Source organism: Clostridium sp. TF11-13AC (assembly GCF_003481065.1).
Lineage (GTDB): Bacteria > Bacillota > Clostridia > Lachnospirales > Lachnospiraceae > Otoolea > Otoolea fessa.
Window position 1 is genome coordinate 23408 of sequence record NZ_QUKJ01000004.1, and the last position, 25702, is coordinate 49109.

The 25702-nt window shown below is 50.4% G+C and carries 23 protein-coding genes; 3 read left to right on the plus strand and 20 right to left on the minus strand.

All coding sequences use genetic code 11. The features are described from left to right. Nucleotides 1–17: 17 nt before the first annotated feature. From DXD12_RS09830 to DXD12_RS09880, 11 genes are all read right to left on the minus strand, one after another. Nucleotides 18–1157 (minus strand): HAMP domain-containing sensor histidine kinase, encoded by a 1140-nt coding sequence (locus DXD12_RS09830; protein ID WP_333490916.1) that lies wholly within the window; start codon nucleotides 1155–1157, stop codon nucleotides 18–20. After that, a complete protein-coding gene (locus tag DXD12_RS09835) occupies nucleotides 1147–1851 on the minus strand; it encodes a response regulator transcription factor (protein WP_118492379.1) in 705 nt (234 codons plus the stop codon). Before DXD12_RS09835 ends, DXD12_RS09830 begins: the two co-directional genes overlap by 11 nt. A 158-nt stretch (nucleotides 1852–2009) precedes the next feature. Continuing rightward, nucleotides 2010–4139: an RNA degradosome polyphosphate kinase gene (locus DXD12_RS09840; protein ID WP_117796048.1), complete on the minus strand. Its 2130-nt coding sequence runs from the start codon at nucleotides 4137–4139 to the stop codon at nucleotides 2010–2012. Between the two features lie 2 nt (nucleotides 4140–4141). Beyond that, on the minus strand, nucleotides 4142–5707 hold the full coding sequence (locus tag DXD12_RS09845; RefSeq protein WP_118638273.1) for an HD domain-containing protein: 1566 nt from the start codon (nucleotides 5705–5707) through the stop codon (nucleotides 4142–4144). Nucleotide 5708: 1 nt separating this feature from the next. Then, a complete protein-coding gene (locus DXD12_RS09850) occupies nucleotides 5709–7007 on the minus strand; it encodes an ATP-binding protein (protein ID WP_182427984.1) in 1299 nt (432 codons plus the stop codon). 106 nt (nucleotides 7008–7113) lie between these two features. Then, nucleotides 7114–8238 (minus strand): bifunctional chorismate mutase/prephenate dehydratase, encoded by a 1125-nt coding sequence (locus DXD12_RS09855; RefSeq protein ID WP_107001429.1) that lies wholly within the window; start codon nucleotides 8236–8238, stop codon nucleotides 7114–7116. Nucleotides 8239–8241: 3 nt separating this feature from the next. After that, entirely contained in the window at nucleotides 8242–8985 is a 744-nt protein-coding gene (locus tag DXD12_RS09860; protein WP_118638274.1) for a lysophospholipid acyltransferase family protein, read from the minus strand. Nucleotides 8986–9281: 296 nt separating this feature from the next. After that, nucleotides 9282–9725: a type II secretion system protein gene (locus DXD12_RS09865; RefSeq protein WP_182457063.1), complete on the minus strand. Its 444-nt coding sequence runs from the start codon at nucleotides 9723–9725 to the stop codon at nucleotides 9282–9284. Continuing rightward, nucleotides 9697–9879, minus strand: coding sequence for a DUF4250 domain-containing protein (locus tag DXD12_RS09870; protein ID WP_022360303.1), 183 nt, complete (start codon nucleotides 9877–9879; stop codon nucleotides 9697–9699). The genes DXD12_RS09865 and DXD12_RS09870 overlap by 29 nt, the downstream gene beginning before the upstream one ends. A 20-nt stretch (nucleotides 9880–9899) precedes the next feature. Then, nucleotides 9900–10187, minus strand: a complete 288-nt coding sequence (locus DXD12_RS09875; RefSeq protein WP_243021938.1) for a hypothetical protein — start codon at nucleotides 10185–10187, stop codon at nucleotides 9900–9902. Between the two features lie 114 nt (nucleotides 10188–10301). Then, the gene (locus tag DXD12_RS09880) at nucleotides 10302–11255 is read right to left on the minus strand and encodes a hypothetical protein (RefSeq protein ID WP_118638276.1); all 954 of its coding nucleotides are present in this window, start codon (nucleotides 11253–11255) and stop codon (nucleotides 10302–10304) included. A 697-nt stretch (nucleotides 11256–11952) separates the two neighbouring features. Between DXD12_RS09880 and DXD12_RS09885 the strand changes: the two genes are divergently transcribed. Next, entirely contained in the window at nucleotides 11953–12897 is a 945-nt protein-coding gene (locus tag DXD12_RS09885; RefSeq protein WP_118638277.1) for a D-2-hydroxyacid dehydrogenase, read from the plus strand. A 120-nt stretch (nucleotides 12898–13017) separates the two neighbouring features. Here the strand turns inward: DXD12_RS09885 and DXD12_RS09890 are convergent, their stop codons facing one another. The 9 genes from DXD12_RS09890 to DXD12_RS09930 form a co-directional block, all read right to left on the minus strand. Continuing rightward, nucleotides 13018–13452: a protease complex subunit PrcB family protein gene (locus tag DXD12_RS09890; protein WP_107001425.1), complete on the minus strand. Its 435-nt coding sequence runs from the start codon at nucleotides 13450–13452 to the stop codon at nucleotides 13018–13020. 55 nt (nucleotides 13453–13507) lie between these two features. After that, nucleotides 13508–14650, minus strand: a complete 1143-nt coding sequence (locus tag DXD12_RS09895) for an ABC transporter ATP-binding protein (RefSeq protein WP_118638278.1) — start codon at nucleotides 14648–14650, stop codon at nucleotides 13508–13510. Nucleotides 14651–14678: 28 nt separating this feature from the next. Further along, complete coding sequence (locus DXD12_RS09900) at nucleotides 14679–15755, minus strand: iron ABC transporter permease (protein WP_118638279.1); 1077 nt, start codon at nucleotides 15753–15755, stop codon at nucleotides 14679–14681. Nucleotides 15756–15791: 36 nt separating this feature from the next. Then, nucleotides 15792–17108 carry an ABC transporter substrate-binding protein gene (locus tag DXD12_RS09905; RefSeq protein ID WP_118638352.1) on the minus strand — a complete coding sequence of 439 codons (1317 nt, stop codon included), beginning with the start codon at nucleotides 17106–17108 and terminating at the stop codon, nucleotides 15792–15794. A gap of 170 nt (nucleotides 17109–17278) precedes the next feature. Then, complete coding sequence (locus DXD12_RS09910; protein WP_118638280.1) at nucleotides 17279–18073, minus strand: sirohydrochlorin cobaltochelatase; 795 nt, start codon at nucleotides 18071–18073, stop codon at nucleotides 17279–17281. Between the two features lie 219 nt (nucleotides 18074–18292). Then, complete coding sequence (gene spoIIID / locus DXD12_RS09915; protein ID WP_117796058.1) at nucleotides 18293–18574, minus strand: sporulation transcriptional regulator SpoIIID; 282 nt, start codon at nucleotides 18572–18574, stop codon at nucleotides 18293–18295. A gap of 88 nt (nucleotides 18575–18662) precedes the next feature. After that, nucleotides 18663–19142, minus strand: coding sequence for an acyl-CoA thioesterase (locus DXD12_RS09920; protein WP_118638281.1), 480 nt, complete (start codon nucleotides 19140–19142; stop codon nucleotides 18663–18665). A gap of 243 nt (nucleotides 19143–19385) precedes the next feature. Further along, entirely contained in the window at nucleotides 19386–20600 is a 1215-nt protein-coding gene (locus tag DXD12_RS09925) for a cytidylate kinase-like family protein (protein ID WP_022360314.1), read from the minus strand. A 13-nt stretch (nucleotides 20601–20613) separates the two neighbouring features. Then, nucleotides 20614–22059, minus strand: a complete 1446-nt coding sequence (locus DXD12_RS09930; protein WP_243105377.1) for a sodium:proton antiporter — start codon at nucleotides 22057–22059, stop codon at nucleotides 20614–20616. A 799-nt stretch (nucleotides 22060–22858) separates the two neighbouring features. On the opposite strand from DXD12_RS09930, the gene DXD12_RS09940 reads away from it, so the two are divergent. Further along, the gene (locus tag DXD12_RS09940) at nucleotides 22859–23752 is read left to right on the plus strand and encodes a glycyl-radical enzyme activating protein (protein ID WP_118638283.1); all 894 of its coding nucleotides are present in this window, start codon (nucleotides 22859–22861) and stop codon (nucleotides 23750–23752) included. A 347-nt stretch (nucleotides 23753–24099) separates the two neighbouring features. Next, the gene (locus DXD12_RS09945; protein ID WP_118293379.1) at nucleotides 24100–25653 is read left to right on the plus strand and encodes a BCCT family transporter; all 1554 of its coding nucleotides are present in this window, start codon (nucleotides 24100–24102) and stop codon (nucleotides 25651–25653) included. Nucleotides 25654–25702: the final 49 nt, after the last annotated feature.

Sequence of the window (25702 nt, forward strand, 5' to 3'; positions counted from 1 at the left end):
CTTTCCCACACTCGCCTTTACGGCATCTGGAAATTTTCCCTGTTGATGTCAAAATTCGTCCGCAGGCGCACCGTAAACACCGTTCCATTCAGATCGCTCGTTACCTGAATCGTGCCGCCGTGCATATCGACGATATTTTTGGCGATCGCCAGACCTAACCCTGTGCCGCCCGTGTTGGTCGATCGCGACTGTTCCACGCGGTAGAATTTATTAAATAAAAGAGGCAGCTCGTCCGCCGGAATCACGTAACCGTAGTTCGTCACCGAGACAGTCACGACCTCTTCCTCCGCATGAATCTGCACCAGCACCCGTTTTCCGTCTGCACCGTATTTGATCGCGTTATTGATCAGGTTGTCAAAGAGGCGCGCCAGAAGATTTCCGTCTGCCGTGATAACCTTGCCCGGGACATTGCTCTGCAGCTCGTAGGAGAGGTTTTTGTCCTTGAAGCTCGGATAAAATTCCTCCAACAGCTGGCTGAGCAGTTTGACGATGTCCACCTTCGACACGTGCATTGCCACTTTTCCATAATTCATTTTGGTAAAACCAAACAAATCTTCGATCAGTTTTTCCAGACGTTTCGATTTTGCATAGGCAATATCAATATATTTTTTCTGCATTTCTGCAGGAATCTCCACCTTGCCGGACAGAAGTTCAAGATAGCCGATGATCGAGGTCAGCGGTGTCCGCAGATCGTGTGCCACATTGGTAATCAGCTCGTTCTTCGTGCGCTCCGCCTCGCGCTCCTTGTCCATCAGATTCCGGATATCCCCGACCATCTTATTTAAATTAACCGCCATCGCCGTAAACTCGTCATCGCCCCGCACCTCGATCGTCGTATTCAAATCGCCCTCGGAAATATTCTGAATCGCGGACGAGATCCGGCTGATATAGCGCATGGACCGCTCCTGGAGGGCAAAAAAAGTGACTGAGAAGATCGCGATGCCCGACAGAAGATAGACAAATGCCATCAGTGTCTCTGTCTCCGTCAGGCGCAGGAAAAAAGAATCCCGGTACCGCGTCTCCCGCAGATAGCTGCTGATCATCGAAACATTGGCAATCAGAAACACCTCCACCAGGCATGCCACCACGGTGCTGTAAACGATGTTCATGACCATCCGTGTCCGGAATCGGCGACTCATATCTTTTTTATTTTTCAATTTTGTATCCTACCCCCCAGACCGTTGTAATGATCTTGTTCTGTCGGGTGTCCTCCTTCATCTTGCCGCGAAGCCGTCTGATATGTACCATAACCGTGTTATTTGCCTCGTAGACTTTCTCATTCCACACCTTCTCAAAGATTTCATCGGTGCTGAAGACCCGCCCCGGATTGGATGCCAGCAGATACAGAATGTCAAATTCGATCGGCGTCAGCTTGATCTCCTCGCCGTACACCATCACTTTATGATTATCTTTGTTGATCGTGAGTCCTTTGATCGAGATCTCATTTTTAACCTGATTTCCTGCACCGCTCTGCGGATTTAACTGCGTATAGCGGCGAAGCTGTGATTTGACGCGCGCCGTCAGCTCCAGCGGGTTAAATGGTTTCGTCACGTAATCATCCGCGCCGGTTCCCAGTCCCAGAATCTTATCCAGATCCGCTGAGCGCGCGCTCAGCATGATGATCGGGATATTGTTCGTCTCCCGGATCTTGCGGCACATCTCCAGACCATCCATCCCCGGCATCATGATATCGAGAAGCACCAGATGAATCGTCTCCTTCTCCAGAATCTCCAATCCCTCTAACGCATTGGATGCTTTATATACTTTATAACCATCACTGACCAGATAAATCTCCACCAGATCGGCAATCTCTTTCTCATCATCCACCACCAGAACGTGTATTTCAGACATAAAAAAACCTCCCTCATATGTAATGCAGGTTCCCGGTATCTCTATGCGAAACACCAGACGAATATACCTGTTTCCAGTTTACCATATGGGGAGGATTTATGCTTTAAAAATTTATTACATTTTTGGAGAATTTTGCTTATCTGCGAACTGCAATTTCTTTATTGTTCCAGCGGAATAAACACCCTCATCGCCGCCGGGTCCTGCTTTTTTCCAGCTTCCTTCGCCGCCTGCACTGCCTCCGCACAGAAGGTATCCTGCGCGCAGACCGGCTCTTTGCCGCGGCGGTTGCGTTTAGCGTAGGTTCCATCCGGTCTCAGGTACTGCGCCTTGACATTGTCGGCAAGCTGTACCTCTAAGATGTGACAGATGCGTGCTTTCAGCTTCTCATCCTCAACCGGGAAGAGAATCTCCACACGACGGTCGAGGTTTCGCGGCATCCAGTCGGCACTTCCCATGAAAATCTGCGGTTCACCGTCGTTCTCGAAGTAGAAAATACGGCTGTGCTCAAGGAAATTTCCAACGATCGAGCAGACCGTTATATTCTCGCTTAATCCCGGAATCCCGGCGCGCAGACAGCAGATGCCGCGGACGATGAGCTGTATTTTTACCCCCGCATTGGACGCCTCGTAAAGACTCGCAATGATCTCACGGTCGCACAGGGAGTTCATCTTTGCCACGATCCGCGCTGGAATACCTTCGCGGGCGTTGCGCGTTTCCCGCTGGATCAGGCGCAGAAAACGTCCGCGCAGCCACAGCGGCGCCAGTGACAGCTTGTTCCAGCCAAGCGGCTCCGAATAACCCGACAGCATGTTAAAGACTGCAGTCGCATCCTCACCGATCAGCGGATCACAGGTTAAAAGACCGCAGTCGGTGTAAAGTTTTGCCGTCGAATCGTTGTAATTTCCAGTTCCCAGATGGACGTAGCGGCGGATGCCCTCTTCCTCGCGGCGCACTACCAGCGTGATCTTACTGTGTGTTTTCAGCCCCAGCAGACCGTAGATAACGTGGCAGCCGGCTTTTTCCAGCATCTTCGCCCAGAGAATATTGTTTTCCTCGTCAAAACGGGCTTTCAGCTCAACCAAGACCGACACCTGTTTTCCATTGTCCGCCGCTTCGGCGAGCGCCGCGATAATCGGGGAGTTGCCGCTGACACGGTAGAGTGTCTGCTTGATCGCCAGCACCTCTGGGTCGCGGGCAGCTTTCTTGATAAAATTGACGACCGGCTCAAAAGTCTCAAACGGGTGGGTCAGCAATATATCGCCTTTGCGGATATTGGCAAAAATATCATCCTCATTCATCAGCGCCGGAACCGGCTGCGGCGTATACGGCGGTGTCTTAAATTCATCAAAGCCCGGCAGACCGAACACCTTCATGAGGACGGTCAGATCAAGCGGCCCGTCAATCTCATAGATCGCGTGCCCGCCAACGTGCAGCTCCTTTTTGAGGATGTCTAAGAGGCGCTTGTCCGCCTTTTTCTCGATATCCAGGCGAATAACCTCGCCCCACTGGCGTTTCTTGAGCTTCTGCTCGATCTCCTTGAGCAGATCCTCCGCCTCATCCTCGTCGATGCTCAGATCGGCATTTCGCATGACACGGAACGGATGGCAGCTGATAATATCATAATTTAAGAACAATTTGTCGATGTTCCGCTCGATGACTTCTTCCAGATAAATGATAGATTTGCCCTCCTGGCACGGCAGCTCCACCACGCGTGGAAGCCCGCCCGGCACGCAGACCATCGCAAATTCCAGCTCGCCGTCTCCCTTTTTCTTGCGGACCAGCGCGGCGATATTTAACGATTTATTGTGAATAAGCGGGAACGGGCGGGAGGAATCAACCGCCATCGGCGTGAGGACCGGGTAGACCGATTCCTCAAAATACCGATCAACGTACACCGCTTCTTCCTTCGTAAGTTTCTCATGCTCGGTGACCACGCGCAGACCGTGCTGTTTTAAGAGCGGCAGGAGCATCCGGTTGTAGGTCCGGTACTGATTCTCGACCAGCTCATGCGTTTTTCCATCGATCGCATCCAGCTGTTCCTGTGCCGTCATACCCGCAATATCCCGCTTCGTATAATTGGCGTGAACCATGTCCTTGAGGGATGCCACGCGGACCATGAAAAACTCATCCAGGTTCGACGCCGTGATGCTTAAAAATTTCAGGCGTTCAAACAGCGGGGTCGTCTTATCGCGCGCCTCACCCAGAATCCGGTAGTTAAATTCCAGCCAGCTCAGTTCACGGTTTACATAATTTTCAGGTTCTCCGTATTTCAACACTGCATCCGACATCCTTATACCCCTCTTTTCTGCCTGAGTACAGGCCGTATTCCAAAGACTTCCTCAAAGAAATCTGCCTTCTGGTCAAATGAATACTGCTCCAGCACGATACTCTCCGGACAGTCCGTCGTAATCACCAGACTGCCGTTCCGCACAGCGATGCGGCTGTCGCTCAGCTTCTGGCGGTGGCTGCGGTCCATCGAATTGGCCAGACGCAAAATTGCCGTCAGCTTCGCAATCAGAATCGTCAGATCTCTCCGGGAGGTTCCAAGCCCCGCATACTGGGACAGATCCGACTCCAGGATGACCTCATCGTAGGCATATTCCTGAATGTTGTAGCGCACGATATTGGCTACAACCTCGCGCTCCAGATGGGAAATTCCGATGATCTCCGTATCCATGATGATCTGGTACGAGCTTTCCGAACCGCGCGTGATGCTGACAAACTTGCCGCAGTCATGCAGGGTCGCTGCGATCTTTAAAAGCAGGCGTTCCCGCGCTCCCAGACCATGGTATTTTTTCGTTGCATCAAAGATCATCTCCGCCGACCGCTCTACCTCGCGCACATGTGCGCCGTGGCAGCGGTAGCGCTTCGCCATCTGGCGCGCCGTTGAGAGAATATCTGCCTCAAAATCATGATGGAAGCGGACCAGACGGTTTTCCTGTGCGTACTCTGCCGCGATACCATCGCAGAGTGTCGTCCCCGGTGCCCAGATATAGGAAGCACCCGTCATGTCTAATATCTTCCGGTAGAGAATCGCACTTGGAATCAGCACTTCTGCGTAATCCTGCGGCAGCTCATAGCGCTCCTGAATCTCCTCCGAGGACATTCCGATCAGCTTCTCGCAGAACACGCCAAATTCCTTTGCCGTGAACCGCGCCCCGCCTTTTTCATGCATGCCTCGGCTGATCATATAGTTCATTGTCTCGCCGGTCGCAATCAGCGTCTCGATCTGATGCTCTTTTAAAAATATCTTCCGGAATGTGTATAATTCATTTTCTACCAGCTCGTCGATGATCGCCGGGATCTTTCGGTAATCGACACGCCAGTGTGCTGACATTTCGCTTAAACGCAGCACGCCGAGCAGAAGGTTCTGCGTCGATACCAGTACCTCCTCATCAAAGAGGGAGATCTGGGTGCTTCCGAATCCGACATCCATCAGCGCCGCGCCATTTTTCACGGTGCGCTGGAATTCTTCCTCCCTGGCTGCAACAGCTTTATAACTCTTAAAACGCAGCTCCGAGTTGTTCATCGTGCGGACCCGGAGTCCGGTACGCACCAGAATCCGGTCCAGTACCATCTGGCTGTTCCGCGCCTCCCGAAGCGCACTGCTCGCAAATGCCCGGTAATCCGATACCCGGTATGTTTTCATCACTTCCCGGAACTTATTCAGGACCTCGCACATTTCCTCCACGATCTCGTGGCTCAAACGTCCGTCATTGTACGTGTCTTTGCCAAGCGCCAGCGCATGGCGCACATGATCAATCTCGCGGATTCCGGCGGAAGCAGAAATCTCGAAAATTCCCAGCTCCAGTTCGAAGGAACCCACATCAATAGCGGCAAAGGTTTTAACGGTCATATTACTTGATCTCTCCTTTCAGCTTGCTGCGTAAGTTTGCAATAAACTGGGTGGCAGTACGTCCGGACAGCCCGCCGTGGCTTAACTCCCACTTGTTGGCTTCCAGAAGCAGATCTGCCTCCGGCATATGGATGTGGTATTTATCTGCCAGTACGCGGACGATGTTCTGGAACTCTTTCTTGTCCGGTGAGCCGTAGTAGATCGTGACGCCAAAACGCGCAACCAGGGACAGTTTTTCCTGCACCGTATCGTTGGAGTGCAGATCGTCGTCCAGCTCGCGCTTATCGCTGAATTTCTCGCGGATTAAGTGACGGCGGTTCGATGTCGCATAGATCAGGACATTCTGCGGCTTAATGCCGAGACCACCCTCTATGATTGCTTTCAGATATTTATATTCCAGCTCATATTCCTCAAAGGAAAGATCGTCCATATAAATGATAAATTTGTAGTTGCGGTCTTTGATCTGCTCCAGGACATCTGACAGTCCGCGAAACTGGTGCTTGTACACCTCGATCATGCGGAGTCCGCGGTCATAATACTGATTTAAGATCGCCTTGATACTGGATGATTTACCGGTACCGCTGTCACCGAAAAGCAGGCAGTTGTTTGCCGCGCGCCCCTCGATAAATGCCTCGGTATTCTCAATCAGCTTGGCTTTCTGCAGCTCATAGCCGACCAGATCGCTCAGCTCGATATGTTCCACGCGCGTGATCGGCTCGATATCGACCTGCTTTGCCTCGTCATCCATGATAATATGGAATGCTTTGTTAAGACCAAACTTGCCGACACCAAATTCTTTATAAAATTCGGTCACGATATCCTGAAATTCCTGATCACTCTCCGCATTCTCCAGGGAAACCGATAATTCAACGATCCGGTCGCGGATGCGGTGGTTGAACGCCTTGCTGTTTTCCAGCGCATTTTCGTAATGCTTCATCTCCGACCAGATGCCGTTCTCAGCCTCGTCCAGACGGGCAATATCCAGGGAAAAAAGCTCTCTGACCTGTGCAAAATCGTGACGGGCAAGCTCGCTTAAGCTGCCGCCGACCGGTCCGATGATCTCGCAGGATGTGCTGTAGGCATTTTCATTGTTTGCCATGCAGAACGCCAGGAAACAATGCCACAGGTTTCCGCGGAATCCATAGGTCACTGCCAGATCGATGAGCTGACTCGCGCATGCATATGCATCCGGGCGTGCCTCGCCTTCCTCTGGTTTTAAGAGGCTGCACATATCGTCAAATAACTGCTGATACCGCAGGTTGCGGTATAAAATCATCGTATTTTTTCTTTTTTCTTCCATTATTCTGCCTTTCCGGTTACCATCACATTTTTTTACAGTACTTTCAGTCTCAAAAATGCCTGCCCGTGGACAGCAACCCATTCTGTCTTGTCCTAAGCTAAAGAGTCTAGTAATTTCCTAATATTTTTACATTTTTCGCTTCGCGCATGATTCCGTACAGTGCATTCTGCACACCGGCATCCTCCAGGTTTCCCTCGATGTCCACGAAGAAGCGGTACTGCCAACTCTCCTCCGGGATCGGACGGGACTCGATCATACGCATATTGACGTCATTGAAAATAAAATTGCCGAGCATGCTGTACAGCGTACCGCTGCGGTGCGGCAGCTCGAAACAGAGGCTGATTTTCTCTGCACCCGCCTGATAGACGCGATCCTTCGCCAAAATCAGGAAACGGGTCGTATTGTCCGGACAGTTGTTGATCGGACCTGCCAGCTTTTTGAGCCTGTAAATCTCACCTGCCACCTCACCTGCGACTGCCGCCTGTGACGGATCTTTCTCATCGCGTACCTTCTGTGCCGCCACAGCATTATTTTCCATGCTGAGCTGCTGCCAGTCGTGCTGGTTTAAGAAGTCGCTGCTCTGCATCAACGCCTGCGGATGGGCAAAAACACGCTTCACATCGGAAAGTTCCGCGTCCGGTGTGCCAAGCAGGTAGTGATGTACCGGCAGAAATGTCTCCGCCACGATCACATTGTCGTATTTTAAAAGCAGATCATAGTTGTCCGTCACGGCACCGGCGGAAGAATTTTCAATCGGAAGCACCGCAAAATCAGCTTTTCCCTCCTGAATCTCCACCATCATATCCTCAAACCGGCGTACATGATGGATATCCGCGTCTTTTCCAAAGAACTGCAGCGCCGCCGCATGACCGTAAGCGCCCTCTAATCCCTGGAACACCACGCGTTTTCCGGCGGTTTCAAGCTTCTCCACCTTATGGAAGCCCAGATCCGGACCGCCGACGCGCCCTGCGATCGTCTGATACTGATACCGGCGGCTCAGCGTCATCATCTGCAAAAACAGCTCGGCAACCGCCTGCTTGTTAAACTCGCCCTCTGCCATCGCCTGAACTGACTCGATCTTCTGTTTCTCACGCTCGGCATCGTAAACCGCCTTTCCGGTCGCGATCTTATACTCTGCCACCTCGCTGCAAAGGCGCATTCTCTCCTCAAATAACTTTTCTATCTGGGTGTCAATCTGGTCCAGACGCCCTCTTATCTCCAGCAAATCCATCTCTTAGCTGTTCTCCTTTTCCATCTCTGAAAGCATCCCTGCGATCTTTTCTCTCGTATATGCGCCGACAAACTTCCGGTTCTCCGGATCCAGCTCTTTCACGATAAACGGCTCGCCGAACTCAATCACGACATGGCTCGGACAAATAAGAGGAATATGCTTCTCAAAGACCTCCGCTGTTCCCTTGATCGCCACCGGAACAACCGGACAGCCAGATTTCTCTGCGATCTTTAAGCTTCCCGCTTTAAATGGAAGCAGATCGGAAAGCTGTTCATTTTTATTGCGGGTTCCCTCCGGAAAAATCCAGACAGAAACGCCGCGTCGCACCTTCTCGATCCCCGCCAGAATCGTTTTTAAACCTTCTTTTATATTATTCCGATCTAAAAACAGACAGTTGACATTGAGCATCCATTTTGACAAGAGCGGAATCTTCTCCATCTCTTTCTTTGCCACAAATCCCATCAGTCCCGGAACCGTCGTATAGCCAACCAGGATATCAAAATAGCTCCGGTGGTTTCCCACATAGAGCACCGGGCGATCCTGCGGAATATTTTCATATCCGCGCACCTCTACCGTCACACCTGCCATTTTGAGCAGTTTTTCAAAAATATTACGCACCATCTGGGTGCTTTCTTCCTCCACTGCAACCGGATCTACCTGTCCCTGTTTATCCATACGGTGCAATGTGCCGATGGAACCAACAAGGAAGCTGACGATCGTTCCTACTATCTTTATCGCGCGAAACATACTGATACCTCTCTTTTCTCTTGTATCTGTCCGAAACCGTCTGGTTTTTATCCTGCTATTTTCATTTCCAGACAGACTGCTTTACTGTCTCATTATATAGAAAGAAGCAGGGTTTTACAAGACTTTCCTTGTAAGACATCCTGCCTCTGTTACTGTTCACGCATACGTGCCCAGTATCGGAATTTGCCGTGGCTTCGCATTTAAATACGGCAAATTCCTGCTGCCACCACGTTTTCTTACGGCACTTTCGGTTCCAAAAGTGCCTACCTGTGAACAGTAACCTGCCTCTCTATTTTTTATGGATCCACAATCTCCGTCTTTCCGCTGATCAGCGCTTCCACCTCGATTCCACCTATCTCGCACAAGATTCCCTCATAGCTTTCCAGTGTATCGCTGTAATACACGCTGTAGATAGACACATCCTCAGAAATCTCTCCATCCAGATAGTTTTCCAGCGGATTTTCTCCCAGATCCCGGAAAGAACCACCCAGATCCATCATCAGCTCCCAGCTTTCCGGATGAATGTCCTGCTCATCCAAATCATGCAGATACATCCAGAGCGCCATGCATAGAATCCTCGCCTCGGCTTTCGCCCGCACTTCCTTCGCTTTCTGTACCTGTCCGGACATGATCGGGATCGAAACTGCAACGAGAATCGACACAATCCCGGTCACAATCAGCAGCTCTGCCAGCGTAAAGCCTGACCGTGCCCTAGCGGAACTGGTTCTTTTCTCTGTCATAGGTATATCCCACCGCCTGCAGCTTCTTCTCAAGCTCCGACCGTTCTGTATCAAACGCACTGCATAATTCATCTAAATCCGGGTAAAAATCTCTGAGCTGTGTGTTCACAAAACTCAGGCACATAATCGGATCGTTCGGTATTTTTCCTGCCATCTTTTTCCCTTTCTGTCCTTTTATTCATACTCAAACGTAACCGTCACATAGTAACCGCGGTCATTTTCCTCGATCGCCTTTACCACGCCGTGATCGGCGGGAATCCGGTCATTCAGCTTAAAAAGCCCCGACATCGCCACCGCCGGTTCTATCATATAATTGACATTAAACGGCGTCACCGACTCCGTCACCTCTACTGTCTGTCCGACTTCTACCAGTCCCGGACGTTCCATTTTAAATACAACATCTCTTGTCACGCCGTTTTTCCTCTTCTTTCTGGTCTGATCCCCGATTCTGGCTGCCGGCATATCCTCACGCCGTGCCTCTGATTTCAAAATTTTTTTACACGAACCATAACCGCCAGCTTACCAGTTTTCTAGTATACGGCACTTTTTTCCTTTTATCAACTGCGCCCACATAACCTACCGTTCGTTTTTTTCACGCGCCATCCGCCGCAGCTGCCGAAATCCAAGCCATGCCAGTAAAAGCAGCAGCAGACTTATACTGATCGTCAGTCCGTAGTGAATCCACCGTCTCCAGAACGGAATCGGGAGGTTTTCCACCGGCGCAGTCTCTGTTTCCACCAGAGTTCCCGGATCCGCTTCTATTTCTGTCATCTCTTCCACATCCAGTTCCGCTTTTTCATACTCCATCCGCCTCCGGTAACGCTCATATGCCGGAAGTCTGACCGTTCCCCCGTACACTGCCCGGCAGTCCCATACGCGGCGTTTTGCCTGTACCGCCGCATTGCGGCACCAGATGCCAGCCTCATCCTGATAAGCATATCCCTCCCAGCTTGCCGACTCAATCTGCACCTCATCCTCCGATAGCCCTGCACTTGCAAGCAGTTCTTCCCTGCACGCCTCCAACGGCGGCACTTTTTCATCATGCATCACGACAGTTTCACCCAGCCGGTATGTGTCCGCCCCGTATTCGTGAAATACGACCGAAATCTCAAATCCATCCTGCCAGTGTTCGTTCTCATAAGAGGTTCTTTTCAGATCCAGCATAACCGATACGGTCTTCCGGCTCTCCCGATCCTCCACCTCCATCGGCGCTCTCGCCGGGATCTCCTGTTCCCGCGTCACGGATGGATAGACCATCTCCCCCGAAACCTCCCGCGTTCTGCCGCGCACCGGCACCGCCTCTATCTCTGTCCCCACAAGCCGGTAGGTAATTTTCCCCTCTTCCAGATATTCTTCCGGCGCTTCTGGTATCTCAGCCTCTTTCAAATAGGAAGAAGAATAACGGATCCGCCGTTCTCCCGCCTTATCTTCCTGTGCGTAAGCCTGTCCGCCGGTGCCCTGCAGGCACAGCAGCACAAATGTCAGCACTGCCAGCCTCCCGCCATATCTTCTGTCTTCTCTTTTCCCCATACATTCTCCCTTTCTGCCATTCCCCGGCAAATGTCTCCTGCCAGCCGAACCGCATTCTTTCGTAAGCACGTTCTAAATTTCCGTACTCCTCTCTCAACCTTCTCCATCCTTTCTAAAATTGTTATTGTTCACGCATACGTGCCCCGTAACGAAATTTGCCGTGGCTTCGCATTAAATGAACAGTAACCTGAAATTTTCTGTGCTGAGTTTAAATCGGCATAAAATACCACATCACACACAAATATCATTCAAGATATAAGATGCCATGTTTTCTAAATGCCGATATGATACTTATATTCAGCACCACGAAATCATATGACTGCTTTTTTGTTTCATAGGACGCAGTTTCCCCTGAAACAAAAAATGCATTATGAAATTTCATAAATACCCGGATATTTCTGTGAATCACAGATGCCCTCTTTGCGGGCAGAATCATCGAATGCCGTCCGGAACCGGACTTTGAACTGCATCGTACCTTTATTATAGTCTGCCCTATCTCAAAATACAATTTATAAATCGCTCCCGCGGCATTTTCTACAAAAACCCCTTTTCATCCAGCATTTACTTATAAGTGTTATACAAAAAATCGAATACGAGTTTCTGTTTGGTACGGCAAAATGACTTGACTGGACAGCAGATTTTAGGTATACTTGCATATAGGTACATTTTACAAAATAAGAGCGGAGGAAATTAAACTATGAAGTGTCTTATCATTGACAAAGTATACGCTGGTATTGCTGAAGAACTCAGCAAATACATGGAAGTTAAAACTGCAGAGAATCTGCCGTCCACCAAGGATCAGTTATTAGCTGAAATCGGTGACGTAGACGTTCTGATCATGCGTGTAGATCCGAAGATCGATCAGGAGATCATCGACGCTGCTAAGAACCTGAAGGTTATCGGCGTTTGCTCCGTTGGTCTGAACCACATTGATATGGACTATGCAAAATCCAAAGGAATCCAGATCTTCAACGCACCGGGCTTAAACGCTAACGCAGTTGCAGAGCTGACCATTTCCAAGATGTTAGATATCTCCCGTGGTACTTTCACAGCTAACTACGATGTAAAAGTAAAACACGAGTGGAACAAATATAAATTCGAAGGTCGTGAGCTTCGCGGCAAGACTCTGGGTGTTATGGGCTTCGGTCGTATCGGTAAGAGAGTCGGCGAACTTGGTCGTGCATTTGGTATGACTGTCGTTGCTTACGATCCATTCCTGAAAGCGGAAGATTTCGAGAAAGAGCATGCAACTGGCATGTCCGTAGACGAGATGTTAAAGGTAGCTGATTTCGTATCTATCCACGTACCGCTGACACCAGAGACAAAGGATCTGTTCAACGCTAAGTCCATCGCTGAGATGAAGGATGATGCAGTTGTTCTGAACATGAGCCGTGGTGGTATCGTAAACGAGAAAGACATGTACGAGGCTCTGAAAGCTGGCAAGATCGGCGGCTACGCAGCAGACGTTATGGAGAACGAGCTGGCTGGCAGCGGTCTGACAGGTGATGATACATTCGCAAGCCCGCTGTTCGAGTGCGACAACTTCATCGTTTCCCCGCACATCGGTGCTCAGTCCGTAGATGCTTCCAGAGACATCGGACTTCACATCATTTCCAAGGTAAAAGAGGCTCTTTCCCTGTAATCAGGAAACCAGTCTTATACTCATATAGGAAATCCTGCGGAAATCGTTCTGCAGAAACTGCATAAAGACAGGAACCGGATGATACTCTCGCCGGTTCCTGTTTTTTTGTTTCATAGGAAACTACTGGAATACCACTGGTTCCTCCAGCAGTTCCGTCCGTAGCACAATATACGGATACGACGGCTCTTCCCCGGTCGGCTCGCTTCTCTCCGGTCCTTTTAACTCGGTCTTGACGATGATCGAATTGTCCGTCAGGTACAACTCCGGAACCGTAATGCTGTAGCCTCCGGTCTCCTGCTTGCCGTACCCGGCAGCTATGTAGAGGTCATTTCCGCTTGTGTAAGTCAGGCGGAAGGAATCGTTCTTCTTTTCTTCTATGATCTGCGCCAGCTCCTGCGGCGTCTCGTCGGGACCTATGACGGCAAATTCCAGATCCCGCAATTTTTCTGCCTGTTTTTCACCGCCGCATGCAACCGCATAGACCCCCGCCAGAAAGATTCCCATCACAACCATAAGGCTTAGAAGCCATTTTTTCCTGCTTTTCTTACTTTTCATCAAATAAAAAACCTCCCGCTCCCCTGCACGCAGCCACGCGGCAAAATGCTTTGATTTACTGCATTTTATGAAGCGGAAGGTTGTGATATTCAATCTTTTTTCCTTTTTCCCTGGCATACGCCAGCAGCCGGTCGTTCGCCGCCGCCCAGCCCCCATACTGCCTGCGGCACGCAATCACGCACTGGCACGCATCCAGACATTCTCTGGCTTCTCGTTCCTTTTCCTCTGATATTTCTTCAAATGCGGGGACTGCAATCAATCTGGACGCCAATGTACAAGCCGCCGGATAATCTAAGTCGGCTTCCGATACAATCCCTGCCGCAAACGTGGTTCCAGCTCTCTGAAGCTGCCAGAAGACAGCGCGCCCGCTTCCTCCTCCTGCCAGCACAAACACCTCTGGTGCCCCCTCCGGACGCGGAAGCTCCATACTGCCGCCTGTCTGACGGAAGCGCCCTTCCTCGATCTGGAAAAGCTCGGAAAGATGTTCCGGAGTCAGCATCTCTTCCGGGCGTCCAAACCGGCTTTCCTGCCCCGGGCTGACGCACAGCACCCAGTCAGAGACGCGCTCCGCCAGATCAAGTTCATGAATGGATAAAATGACTGCCACCTTCTTGCGGCGCGCCAGCTCCTGCAAGACCGACATAAATTCCAGCTTATAACGGATATCCAGATAGGAAGTCGGCTCATCGAGAAGCAGCAGTTCCGGCTCCTGACAGAGCGCCCGCGCCAGCATCACCCGCTGCCGCTGACCGTCGCTGAGCGTCTGGAAGTCCCGCTCCCGAAGCTCTGATACCTGCACTGCCTCCATCGCCTCATCAACTGCCTTCCAGTCCTCCTCCGAGAGGACACCAAACCACCCCGTGTACGGATAACGCCCGGCTGCCACAACATCCCGGCAGGTCATCCACTCTGCATGAACCTTTTCCGTAAACATGACCGCCATCCTCCGTGCGCGCTCCGTTCCCTTCATTCCCAGAAGGTCCGCGCCGTCCAGGTAAACCGCGCCTCCCAGAGGGGGAAGCTGCGCGGCGACACTCTTTAAAATGGTCGATTTTCCGGCTCCATTCGGTCCGACTAAAGTCAGGATCTCACCCTTCTTTATCCCGATCCGGACTGGATTTAAGATCTGTTTTCCACCGTATCCAACCTGTAAGTCCTCTGTATAAAAGTAGATCTTCTCCTCATTTTCTGGATTCATGGTATTTTCTCCTCTGCTGCTCTATGCTTCAGGTGCTCTTTCGATGTTTCCGCATCATCACAAAAATCACGACCGGCGCACCGAAGACAGCTGTTACCGTGCTGATGCTCAATTCCGTCGGGGCAAAGACCGTCCGCGCCAGCCAGTCGCTGAACAGGCAGAACACGCTTCCGCCCAGGAAACAGCCCGGAATCAGTACCAGCGGTCTTGTATCGGCAAACAGCCAGCGGATCAGATGCGGAACCGCGATTCCAACAAAGGAAACCGGACCGGCAAATGCCGCTACGCAGCCAGATAAGATGCTGGACAAAATCACCATAAAGAAACGCAGATGTGCGACATTGACTCCCATGCTTTTCGCATACGTCTCCCCCATCTGGTATGCGCCGATCGGCTTGGATAACAGAAACACCGCTGCCGCTGAGACAAAGGTCACGCCCGCCATGACTGCCACATTTTCCCATGTCATACCAGAAAAACTTCCGCGCGACCAGTTATGCAGGTTGACAATATCCGCATCGCTGGCGAAGGTCACAACAAAATCCGTGATTGCCGAGCAAATATAGCCGATCATCACGCCCCCGACGATCAGCATTGCCATCTGTTCCATTTTCCGCGCGACCAGGAGCACAAACAGCATAGAGAGAAGCGCTCCGGCAAATGCCGCTGCCACCAGCATCCCCGAATTGATCGTAATATTCCATTCCAGAAATCCGACCATCACAAGTGCTACCAAAAGCTTTGAACCAGAAGAAATTCCCAGCACAAAGGGACCCGCGATCGGATTGTGGAAAAAGGTCTGTAACAGATACCCTGACAGTGCCAGCGCCCCGCCAAGGATCAGCGCCGCCAGCGCGCGCGGCAGGCGGATCTCCCAGATGATCGTCCACGCCATTCCACGCAGCTTAGGCTCCCGCAATTCCTGTAAAAATTCCATAATCGGAACCGATACACTGCCTGAACAGGCACTCCAGATAAGCGACAGGAGCAGCAACACAATCAGAAGCAGAAATGCGGCTGCGATCCGCACCTGTCTGCCTGCCTGCGCCAGGTTTCTTTGTTTTTTTTCCTGTTTTTGTCTGTTTGCTTCTGATACTGAACGCATCGTTTCTCCTATCTATCTTTATTACACTTTCCTTCCTCACGACTGTAATTTATACAGATATGTCCCATCTTCCTGGCTTCCGCTGAAAATCGCATGGATATCTTCCAGCATCGCTCCAACTGACATGGATTCCTGATAGAGATTCTTCGTCGTACACCAGACATTTCCCGCCTGTACCGCCTTGAAATCCTTGAGAACCGGCGCTTTTGCCAAAAGCTCCGAAATTGAGTGAATCTCCCCATCGATTGTACTGTTATAAATCAGATAATCGGATTCTTTCGCGGCTGCATAAAATTCTTCCATCTGCATATTGACGGTCGAAGACCGCTTTCCGTCATCCCCCAGATGCCCGAATATGTATCTGCCGCCCGCTAATTCTATCATTTTCGGTATATAATCAGAGGAACGGCGCACGTTCACGCTGCCCTGGTTCGTAATATAGAAAAATGCCGCCGACGGCTTTTCCACCTGTGCCGTCTGTTCTGTTTTTACGCTCCCGCCTGCGTTCTCCGCATCCGAACCTTCTTCTGTAACACGCTGCAAAGCCGCTTCCTGCTTTGCAAATGCCGCTTCCGCCTCTTTTTCTTTTCCGGTCAGCACTCCATACAGGCGGATCCATTCCGTCCGCCCCAGCGGATGTGCTTCGTAGCTGGAATGATCCACAAGCACCGGGATTCCGAAACTTTCCAACTTTTCTTTTACCTCCGGCGAATGGAGAATCATCGTATTTTCTATTGCCAGACCGCAGCCCTCCGAGACGATCCGCTCATAATCCGGTTCGCTGTACTTGCCTGCGTAGAGAATTGACCCATTCTCCATCGCCTCCTTTGCCTCCGGGATGTACCAGCCCGACGCATCGGTTCCCGAAAACCGGATATCCGGGAGCGCTCCCAGCATCCGGAACATATCCATGGTCGCGGTCGCTACCAGATAAATCTGTTTGACCGGGCGCTTAAGCACCTGGATCGAATCCGGAAGATCTTCCGGCACCTTTCCGCCCTCTGGAATCAGAAGAAAACGGCTTCCATCCGCAACCGAAACTGCTTCGTACTGCATCCCGTCCGCATCCTCATAGGTATCGACCGCAAACTGGGTCGCATAGGCAAGTTCCATCCGCGATTCCCAGGTCAGGGACGCACTGATCGCCTCACCCGGCTGTGGAAGTGATGCCTCCGCCACCTGTGCATCCACGTTTTCTGCCGGCCGGGACACTTTCGAACCTTTACCCGCCTCATTGGATGTCTCACTGGCAGATGTAGACGACGCTGCCGCCACCGCACTCTTTCCCGTATTTCCACAGCCGCTCAAGAGCAGCACCCCCATAAGCGACAGCCCTGCCATCCTAAGTGCCATTTTCTTGTTACTGTTCACGCATACGTGCCCAGTAACGGAATTTGCCGTGGCTTCGCATTTAAATACGGCAAATTTCTGCTGCCACCACGTTTTCTTACGGCACTTTCGGTTCCAAAAGTGCCTACCCGTGTACAGTAACCTTTTCTTTCCCATTATCCATCCTATTTTCTTCATTTTTCCCACTCTGCCTCTCTCACGTGCGCCACATACAGCTTCCGGATCGCCTCAACCTCTCCCAGTCCCCGGATGCGGCATTCCACCTGGTATCCGGCGCGTTCCAGGCGGCTCTTCCAGGAATCCTCCTCTTCACCTGCCATATCCTGATTCGCATGGTCGCCTGCAACCACCATGAGCGGCTGCAGCACTGCCCTCTGATAGTGTTTCTGCGCGCCCAATTTCTCGATCACCGCCTGTAAATCCGGCTGCGCCTCCACGGTTCCGATGTAATAATTTGCATAGCCGCCCGCGATCATCCTATCCTGCATCTTCTGATACACCTGATTGGAAGCCGCGTTCGTCCCATGCCCCATCAGACAGAGTGCCGTTTTTCCATCGTCATATCCGCCCAATTCTCCTGCCATCGCCCGGATCACCGCATCCAGATCCGCTTCACTGGCAAGAAGCGGTGCTCCCAGCGCCAGCCGTTCAAAACGCCCCTGATTCGCTTCCACTTCCGCTTTTACATCCATGTATTCAAATCCATCCATCAGATGGGTCGGCTGCACAATCAGATTTTTAATCCCATCGGCTGCTGCCCGGTCAAGTGCCTCCTTCAAATTGTCGATCGACCGTTGATCCCGCTTTTTCAATTTATCAATGATCCTCTGGCTGGTAAATGCCCGGCGCACCTCATATGCCGGAAATGCCTCCGCCACTGCACGCTCAACCGCTCCGATCGTCTTTTCTCGGCTGTCATTGTAGCTTGTCCCGAAGCTGACTACCAGGATTGCCTGTCTTGGTTCCATCTATCCATTCTTCCTCTTTGTTTTTTATCTTTCAATTCAGAATTTTCCCGTTCCTCCTACGCTGCCATATGCCTGAATCTGGCTGACATATAGCTTTATGAATCGAAGCTACTATAGCATATTTTGAAATAGTTTGCAATGAAGCAGAAAAAATGGCACTCCGCCCGTCCAGGCGGAATGCCCCTTTTTCTGCTTTCAGCTCCAATTTTACCAGCTTTTCTATTTCTCGTCCCGGCTGCACGCGCGCAGCTGGTGCTCATGCTCATATTTTTCTTTCGTCGCCATCCCGCCCCGGATATGGCGTTCCGCTTTGTTGATGTCCAGTACTACACGCGCCCGGGATGCAAGCGGCGGATTGATATGGGAAAGGCGCTCGGCCACATCTTTATGCACGGTAGATTTACTGATCCCAAATTTCCGGGCCGCCTGCCGCACTGTCGCATTGTAGTCTATGATGTAATTAGCGATCGCAACCGCCCGTTCCTCGATATATTCCTTCATGGGAGTTCCCCTGAGAACGTTTTTTACATCTTATTACATCGGTTTCCGGTTTATGCAAATTCCCTTTCCCAAACAAAAACACTGCCGATTAGTAGTTCTCCGCACGGCGGTGTTTCCGCAAGTCGTTTCTCTTCACGCCAGCTTCCCACTCTGCCTTCTCCTCATCGGTCTCGATAAGCAGTCCCGGAACTTCCATCGGATGCTCGTTTTCATCCAGCGCTACCATAACCACATAAGCGGTATTAACCAGTTTACGCGCGCCGCTTAAAGACTCTACGAATGTATCGACACGCACTTCCATGGAGGTTCTTCCAACGTAAGTCAGCTTACCCTCGATAATCAGGGTATTGTTCAGGTGGACTGCCTCTTTGAACTGCAGGTTATCAACCGATGCAGTTGTCGGATTGCAATGCGCGTGGCGGCGCGCAACAACGGTCGCTACAATGTCGATCCATTCCATCAGCTGACCGCCAAACAAACGACCAGCACCATTTAAGTGACTATTTAATACAAGCTGTGTCTGGATAACAGCTGAATCCGCTACGCGGCGCATAATTCTTTCTTCCATAATTTATTTCTCCTTTCGAGAAGGATGCCTCTTCCAATCTCCCGCTTTCGAAGGACTTCCCTGTGATATGGTACCTAGTATACTGGCTTTCCCTCAAATTTGCAAGTATTCCGCTGCAAAAATTCTGAATCTTTTTAGTTATACATTCTATTGGCAGTAAACTATAAATGTAAAAAAACGACCGAAGAATCTGGGGCAGCGTCTGTTGTCTTTCGCTGACTCCCATCATCTTCAGCCGTTCTCTTATTTATCCTCTTCCCGCGCCGTGATCATCCGATAGATGAAATCCACGGTTCCATCGATACCGTAGCTGGCACTGTTGATACAGAGATCATAGTTGTTGGAATGTCCCCAGTTTCGGTTTGTATAGTAATGATAGTACTGGCTGTGGACATGATCCAGATGCTTTAACATATGGCGTGCCTGCTTGACCGTCAGGGAACTGTCAATCTCCATCGCACGTTTGATACGCTGCTCAAACGGCGCCGTGATGTAGATACTGATATGCGGGATGTTGTTGTTTGCCATGATGGCATCTCCGCATCGTCCCAGAATAACAAAATCTTCCTTCTTCGCCATGTCAACCAGAAGGTCGCTCTCGTTGAAGAAGACCGCATCACGCTTCGGCAGTCCATGGAAACGGCTGAACTCGCGCATGCGCTGGCGCAGGGTCAGATGGCGCTCCGGGATGAATGCCTCACTCGGGTTTACATTGGCATCCTGATCGTGCGCCGGCTCTTTCTTGATTCCCGGCTTGATTCCGTAGCTGACAGAATCCTGTATAGAATCCTTCTGAGCCTCGAGACGTTTCAGAACCGCTTCAAAGATCTCCGCGTCGTAGAAATTGATTTTCAGCTTATCTGCCAGCTTAAATCCGATATTTACACCGCCGCTTCCGTAGGTCCAGCTGATACATACGATCAGGTGGTCATTTTCGGAAAAACGGTTTTTCAGGTTAAATGTATTCAGCTTCGCCAGCTCTGCGTTGATAACGTCGCCGCTCGCGAAACTGGTCGGCAGACTCATGACTTCGGTCAGAATCCGGTTGTACTCGGTCATGACGAGCTTCCGCTCTTCCTTATTCTCGATGGTACGCGCCATGTTTCCGATCAGGGCAATCTCACTTCGAACCAGGTTACCCTGCGGGCGTGTCAGCATCAGATGAGTCAGCTCATCCACGCAGCGCTTCCGGTCACGGTTGAAAACACGTCCCAGAGAAGAACCTAACTGTGCATAAACCTCCGCATCCAAATCGTAAATACTCTCCGCCAGTTCACGGATTCGTTTTTCATCTCTTCCAGGCACCGTGCTGCCCGGCTTCTTCCCTGCCGAATCCTTTTCGGCTGCATTTTCCGCACCCGTTACTTCATTCGCATACTGGGCGCTGTCCTTTTCAAGCGCCTGCTGCGTCTGATTTTCCATATTATCTGTATTGGTATGTTCCTGATTGTTGCTCATCGTCACTCACCCCCTATAAAAAGAATAACAGCATATCAAGTACAAAGACCGGAACCAGAATACCGAACGACCAGAGCAGATATCCGAAGAAGGACGGCATACGCACACCGTTTTCATCCGCAATCGACTTAACCATGAAGTTCGGTGCATTTCCGATGTAGGTGTTCGCACCCATAAATACCGCACCACAGGAGATCGCCATCAGCATCTTGATCGGAACCGTTCCTAACGTCGTCACCATGCCCTCCGTAAATCCAAGCGCACCTGCCGTTGTTAAAAATACCAGATAGGTCGGCGTGTTATCCAGGAAGCTGGACAGCAGACCGGTCGCCCAGAACATTTCAAATGGCTCGGAGATGCCCAGATTCGCGCCATTTGCTTTCAGAATCATCAGGGCTGGCTGCATCGTGATGAAAATACCGATAAACAGAACCGCAACCTCCTGAATCGCGCCCCAGGTAAAGTGGTTCTCACGGCGGATCTCAACCTTCGTGGTCTTGAAGGACAGGAAAGCCGCCACCAGAATGATCACAATCTCAATGATGGCCGGATAGCTTAATTCTACCTCTCCAAACAGGTGGATGCCAAGCACCTTTCCGGCTGCATCCTGGAACTGCGGCATGGACGGTAAGGTACCGCTTAAAATAACGGCTGCCACGATCATAACCAGGAAAATCAGGTTGTGCGCGCCGCGCAGCTTTACTTCGGTACCCGGTTTGCTGATATCCGGTTTCAGACCGCTCGCGATATCCTGACGATATGCCCTCTTATCAATAAAATAGAAGATTGTCAGCAGCACCAGCATATTGAAGAATAAGATCGGCGCCAGATGTAAGCTCCAGAAGAACGGTACGCCGCGCATGAAGCCCATCAGCAGAGGCGGGTCACCGATCGGGGTCAGACATCCGCCGATGTTGGATACAAGGAAAATAAAGAAGATAATGATATGACGTTTCTTCTTTCTCCATGCATTCATCTTGACAACCGGACGAATCATCAGCATACTGGCACCGGTCGTACCGATCCAGCTTGAAAGCAGGGTTCCCAGTGCCAGTAGTCCCACATTGACACGCGGAGAACCTGCCAGGTCACCGGACATCGTGATATTACCGGCAACGCAGAAAAGTCCAAATAACAAAATAATAAAGGTCAAATAGTCATTGACCAGACATTCCAGAACCGTTTCCAGTGCTGTCCCCGCACTGTAACGCATCGCAAACGGAATGATAAAAAGAATTGACCAAAGAGCAACCGCATGAGGCTGGTGCTCTTCCCACCATTCTGCCTTCACAAGCGGCAGAATCGCAATACAGAGAAGCAGTCCCGCAAATGGAATACACATCCAGAGCGGCACAGAGGATGCCGATGCACCGCCTTCCTGTTCTGCTGCCAGAGCCGTCATCGGATTTGCCATCAAAAATAATCCCAGGCTCGCGCAAAACGCACTCAATCTTTTCACCTTCGTAACCTCCCAACTTTTTTCTTTTTTGTTTTACATTTTCCATTTCAGCCACTCATTATAACAATTTTATTTCCTAAATACAACCGTGTTTTTCACGTTGTAAGCGTGATTTTCCGTGAATTTTTCGTTAAAAGTACCTTATATTAATTCTTATTAATAAGTGTTGTAAGCCTGTGCTCATAACATAAACAAATACCTCTTTTGTATATAGAAATTATGTATAATACTGTAATTTCACAAATGCTATATTTAATTCTACTATGAAACAAAAAACCGCCCGCCGATATCCCGACAGACGCTTCCTACATTCACATATAACTTTTTCTTGAAATATACTCTCTTTCCAGAGTTCATATTTCAATTCCATATCTTCCCCGCCATCTTCCATCTTTTTCCTGCAGCTGTTTTCGCGCTTCATTTTAAGCCAGCCGCCCGATCTCTCGCGGTATTCCTTCGTGGTTTCTTTTTCGATATGTGCCAGTTGGCAAATCTGCCGCTGTATAACCTGCTCTTTCGCAGCGTTCACACATATTCTCTCTTGAACCTGTTTTATTATAGCGCTTTTTTGTAAAATTTATTTCCGCTTTTTTGTCAAATCTTTGTAAAAAAATCAAGCAGCAAATTGGAGAAACTGTCTCATTTACTTTTTATCTTCTTTATGCTATAGTTAGCCTGTATTTTGCATTCAGTTGTATTACGAATCCATTCGGAAATTCCGGTGCCATCCCGTGCCGGAATACTCAATGTCTTATCGTGTTTTATAAATATCAGAAGGATTTTCAGGAGTATTGTATTCATGCAGGCGAATATATTTAAAATCAAACGAAATAAATTGGCTGACGGTTCCGGGCTGCGGACTACGATTTATTTTAAAGGATGCCCCCTGCGCTGTGTCTGGTGTTCAACACCGCAGGCGCATGAGCGCCCGACCCGGATTCTCTGGGACAGCAAGCACTGTCTCTACTGCAATCTCTGTGTCAGCGAATGTCCCACCGGAAGTCTGGCATTTTCAGACAACCGTCTCACCTTTACCCCGGACACCTGTACATTCTGCCGTGCCTGTACGGATCACTGTCCGTCCCGAATGCTTCATTTCGTCGGTCAGATGATGGATATGGATGAAATCATGGAAAAAATTCTTGCCGACCGGGAGCTCTATGGAAATGGCGGCGTCATTCTCTCCGGCGGCGATCCGCTGATGCAACCGGAAGCAGCCACCGCTGTCCTGAAAACATGTAAAGAACACGGCATCCGCACCGCGATTGAGACAACCGCTTTCGCCAAATCGCTGGCTTTCTCCCGCTTCATCGCCAACGCGGACATGATTATCATTGATTTAAAACATTATTCTGAAAAGAAATATGTCCAGTTCACCGGCGTCTCAAATCATTCAATTCTGGAAAATCTGGACTTTGCCGTCGCTATCGGCAAAACAGTGGCGGTCCGCATTACCATTACCCCCGGCATCAACGACACGCTCATCGATGCCCGCAGGTATGCCCACCTTTTGTCTGAGCACCACATCAGACATGTAATTCTGCTCTCCTATTCAAATCTGGGGATCATTAAATATGAAAAATACACGCAATCTCCGGCTCTTGTCCGCGAGCAGACCTTCTCCGGTCAGGATATGGAGAATTATGCGAACATGCTGCGCGGACTGGGATTTGATGTGCAGATTGAGCAGTAGGGAGGCGGCAGGATTTTTCCATTGCCGCCTCCCATACATTTTTCTATCGATTCGTTACTGTTCACGCATACGTGCCCAGTAACGGAATTTGCCGTGGCTTCACATTTCAATACGGCAAATTCCTGCTGCCACCACGTTTTCTTACGGCACTTTCGGTTCCAAAAGTGCCTACCCGTGAACCGGTAACATCTATTTCCTTGTTTCTCTATTTTTTCCCAAATTTTTCATTGATTTTTTTTCCACCCAATGCTATAATGTGTTCAATATTTAATTTATTTATCAAAAAATGAACATGAACCATTTGCAAAAATCCTCATTTTTACAAATGATTTAAAAGGAGGTTTCCCATGCAAAATCCACAATCCCAAACAGCGCCAGAGCCAAAACGCCTGGACTGGACCACGATGGTCGTCCCATTTCTTCTTATTATAATACTCTGTCTCTGCTTTCTGGCTGCGCCAGATGCATCCAAGGCAGTGTTGGAAAATCTCCGTAGCTTTCTCGGGGAAAACTTCGGTGTCGGCTACCTTGCCATCGGACTCGGCATTTTTCTTCTGTCAATCTACATCGCCTTTTCCCGCTACGGAACCATCCGGCTCGGAAAACCGGATGAGAAGCCGCTCTATTCCAATTTTGCCTGGGGTTCGATGATGTTTACCTCCGGACTTGCGGCGGACATTCTCTTTTACTCCCTGTGTGAGTGGGTTCTCTACGCCAATGACCCGCATCTGGCAGAAATGGGCAGTATTCAGGACTGGGCGAGCACATACCCGCTCTTTCACTGGGGTCCGATCCCGTGGGGCTTCTATGTCGTGCTCGCCGCTGCCTTTGGCTTCATGCTTCATGTGCGCGGCTGCCATAAACAGAAATACTCCGAAGCCTGCCGCCCGATCCTCGGAAAACACACAGACGGGCTTGCCGGAACCCTGATTGATCTGATGGCGGTCTTCGCACTGCTGGCCGGCACAACCACGACTTTTACGCTGGCGACCCCTCTGATGAGCCAGATCGTCTCCGAACTCTTCGGATTCGGCGACACCCGCCTCATCACCATCGCGATTCTGGCAGTCACCTGCCTGGTATATACCGTTTCCGTCGTGCGTGGCATGAAGGGCATCCAGAAGCTCGCGGCGTCCTGCGTCTACCTCTTCTTCGCTCTTCTGGCGTATGTGCTGCTGTTTGGCGGTGAAGCTCGCTATATCATCGAAACCGGCTTTTCCTCCATCGGAAATCTGGTACAGAACTTTATCGGACTCTCCACCTACACCGACCCACAGCGCACCACCTCATTTCCGCAGACATGGACAATGTTCTACTGGGCATACTGGATGGTCTGGTGCGTCGCTGCCCCGTTCTTCATCGGAACCATCTCTCGTGGACGTACGATCCGGCAGACAATCCTCGGCGGCTACGTGTTCGGGCTTGGCGGCACGTTTGTGAGCTTTATTATCCTCGGAAACTACAGCCTGGGACTCCAGGTGTTCGGAAAACTGGATGTCATGGGTCTTTATGCCGCCAGTGGCGACCTCTATTCCACAATCACTGCCATCATCCGCACGCTTCCGCTCGCCCCGATGGTTCTCGTTCTGCTCGCGGCGGCGATGATCGCCTTCTATGCCACCAGCTTTGACGCGATCGTACTGGTTGCCTCCGCCTACTCCTACAAGAACCTGACAAGCGAGGACGAACCGCACATGGCGATCAAAACCTTCTGGTCCCTGAGCCTGATTCTACTGCCGATGGTCCTCATTTTCAGTGATAATTCAATGGCAAACCTGCAGACCGTGTCCATCATTGCAGCATTTCCGATCGCGTTTATCATTCTCCTGATCGTGGCGGCGTTTTTTAAGGATGCGAAGAAATATCTTTCAAGCTGCCATGGTATTGAGCGAATTGATTGATTAAAAATATCCCGAATGCACTTTCCGATGCATTCGGGATATTTTTCTT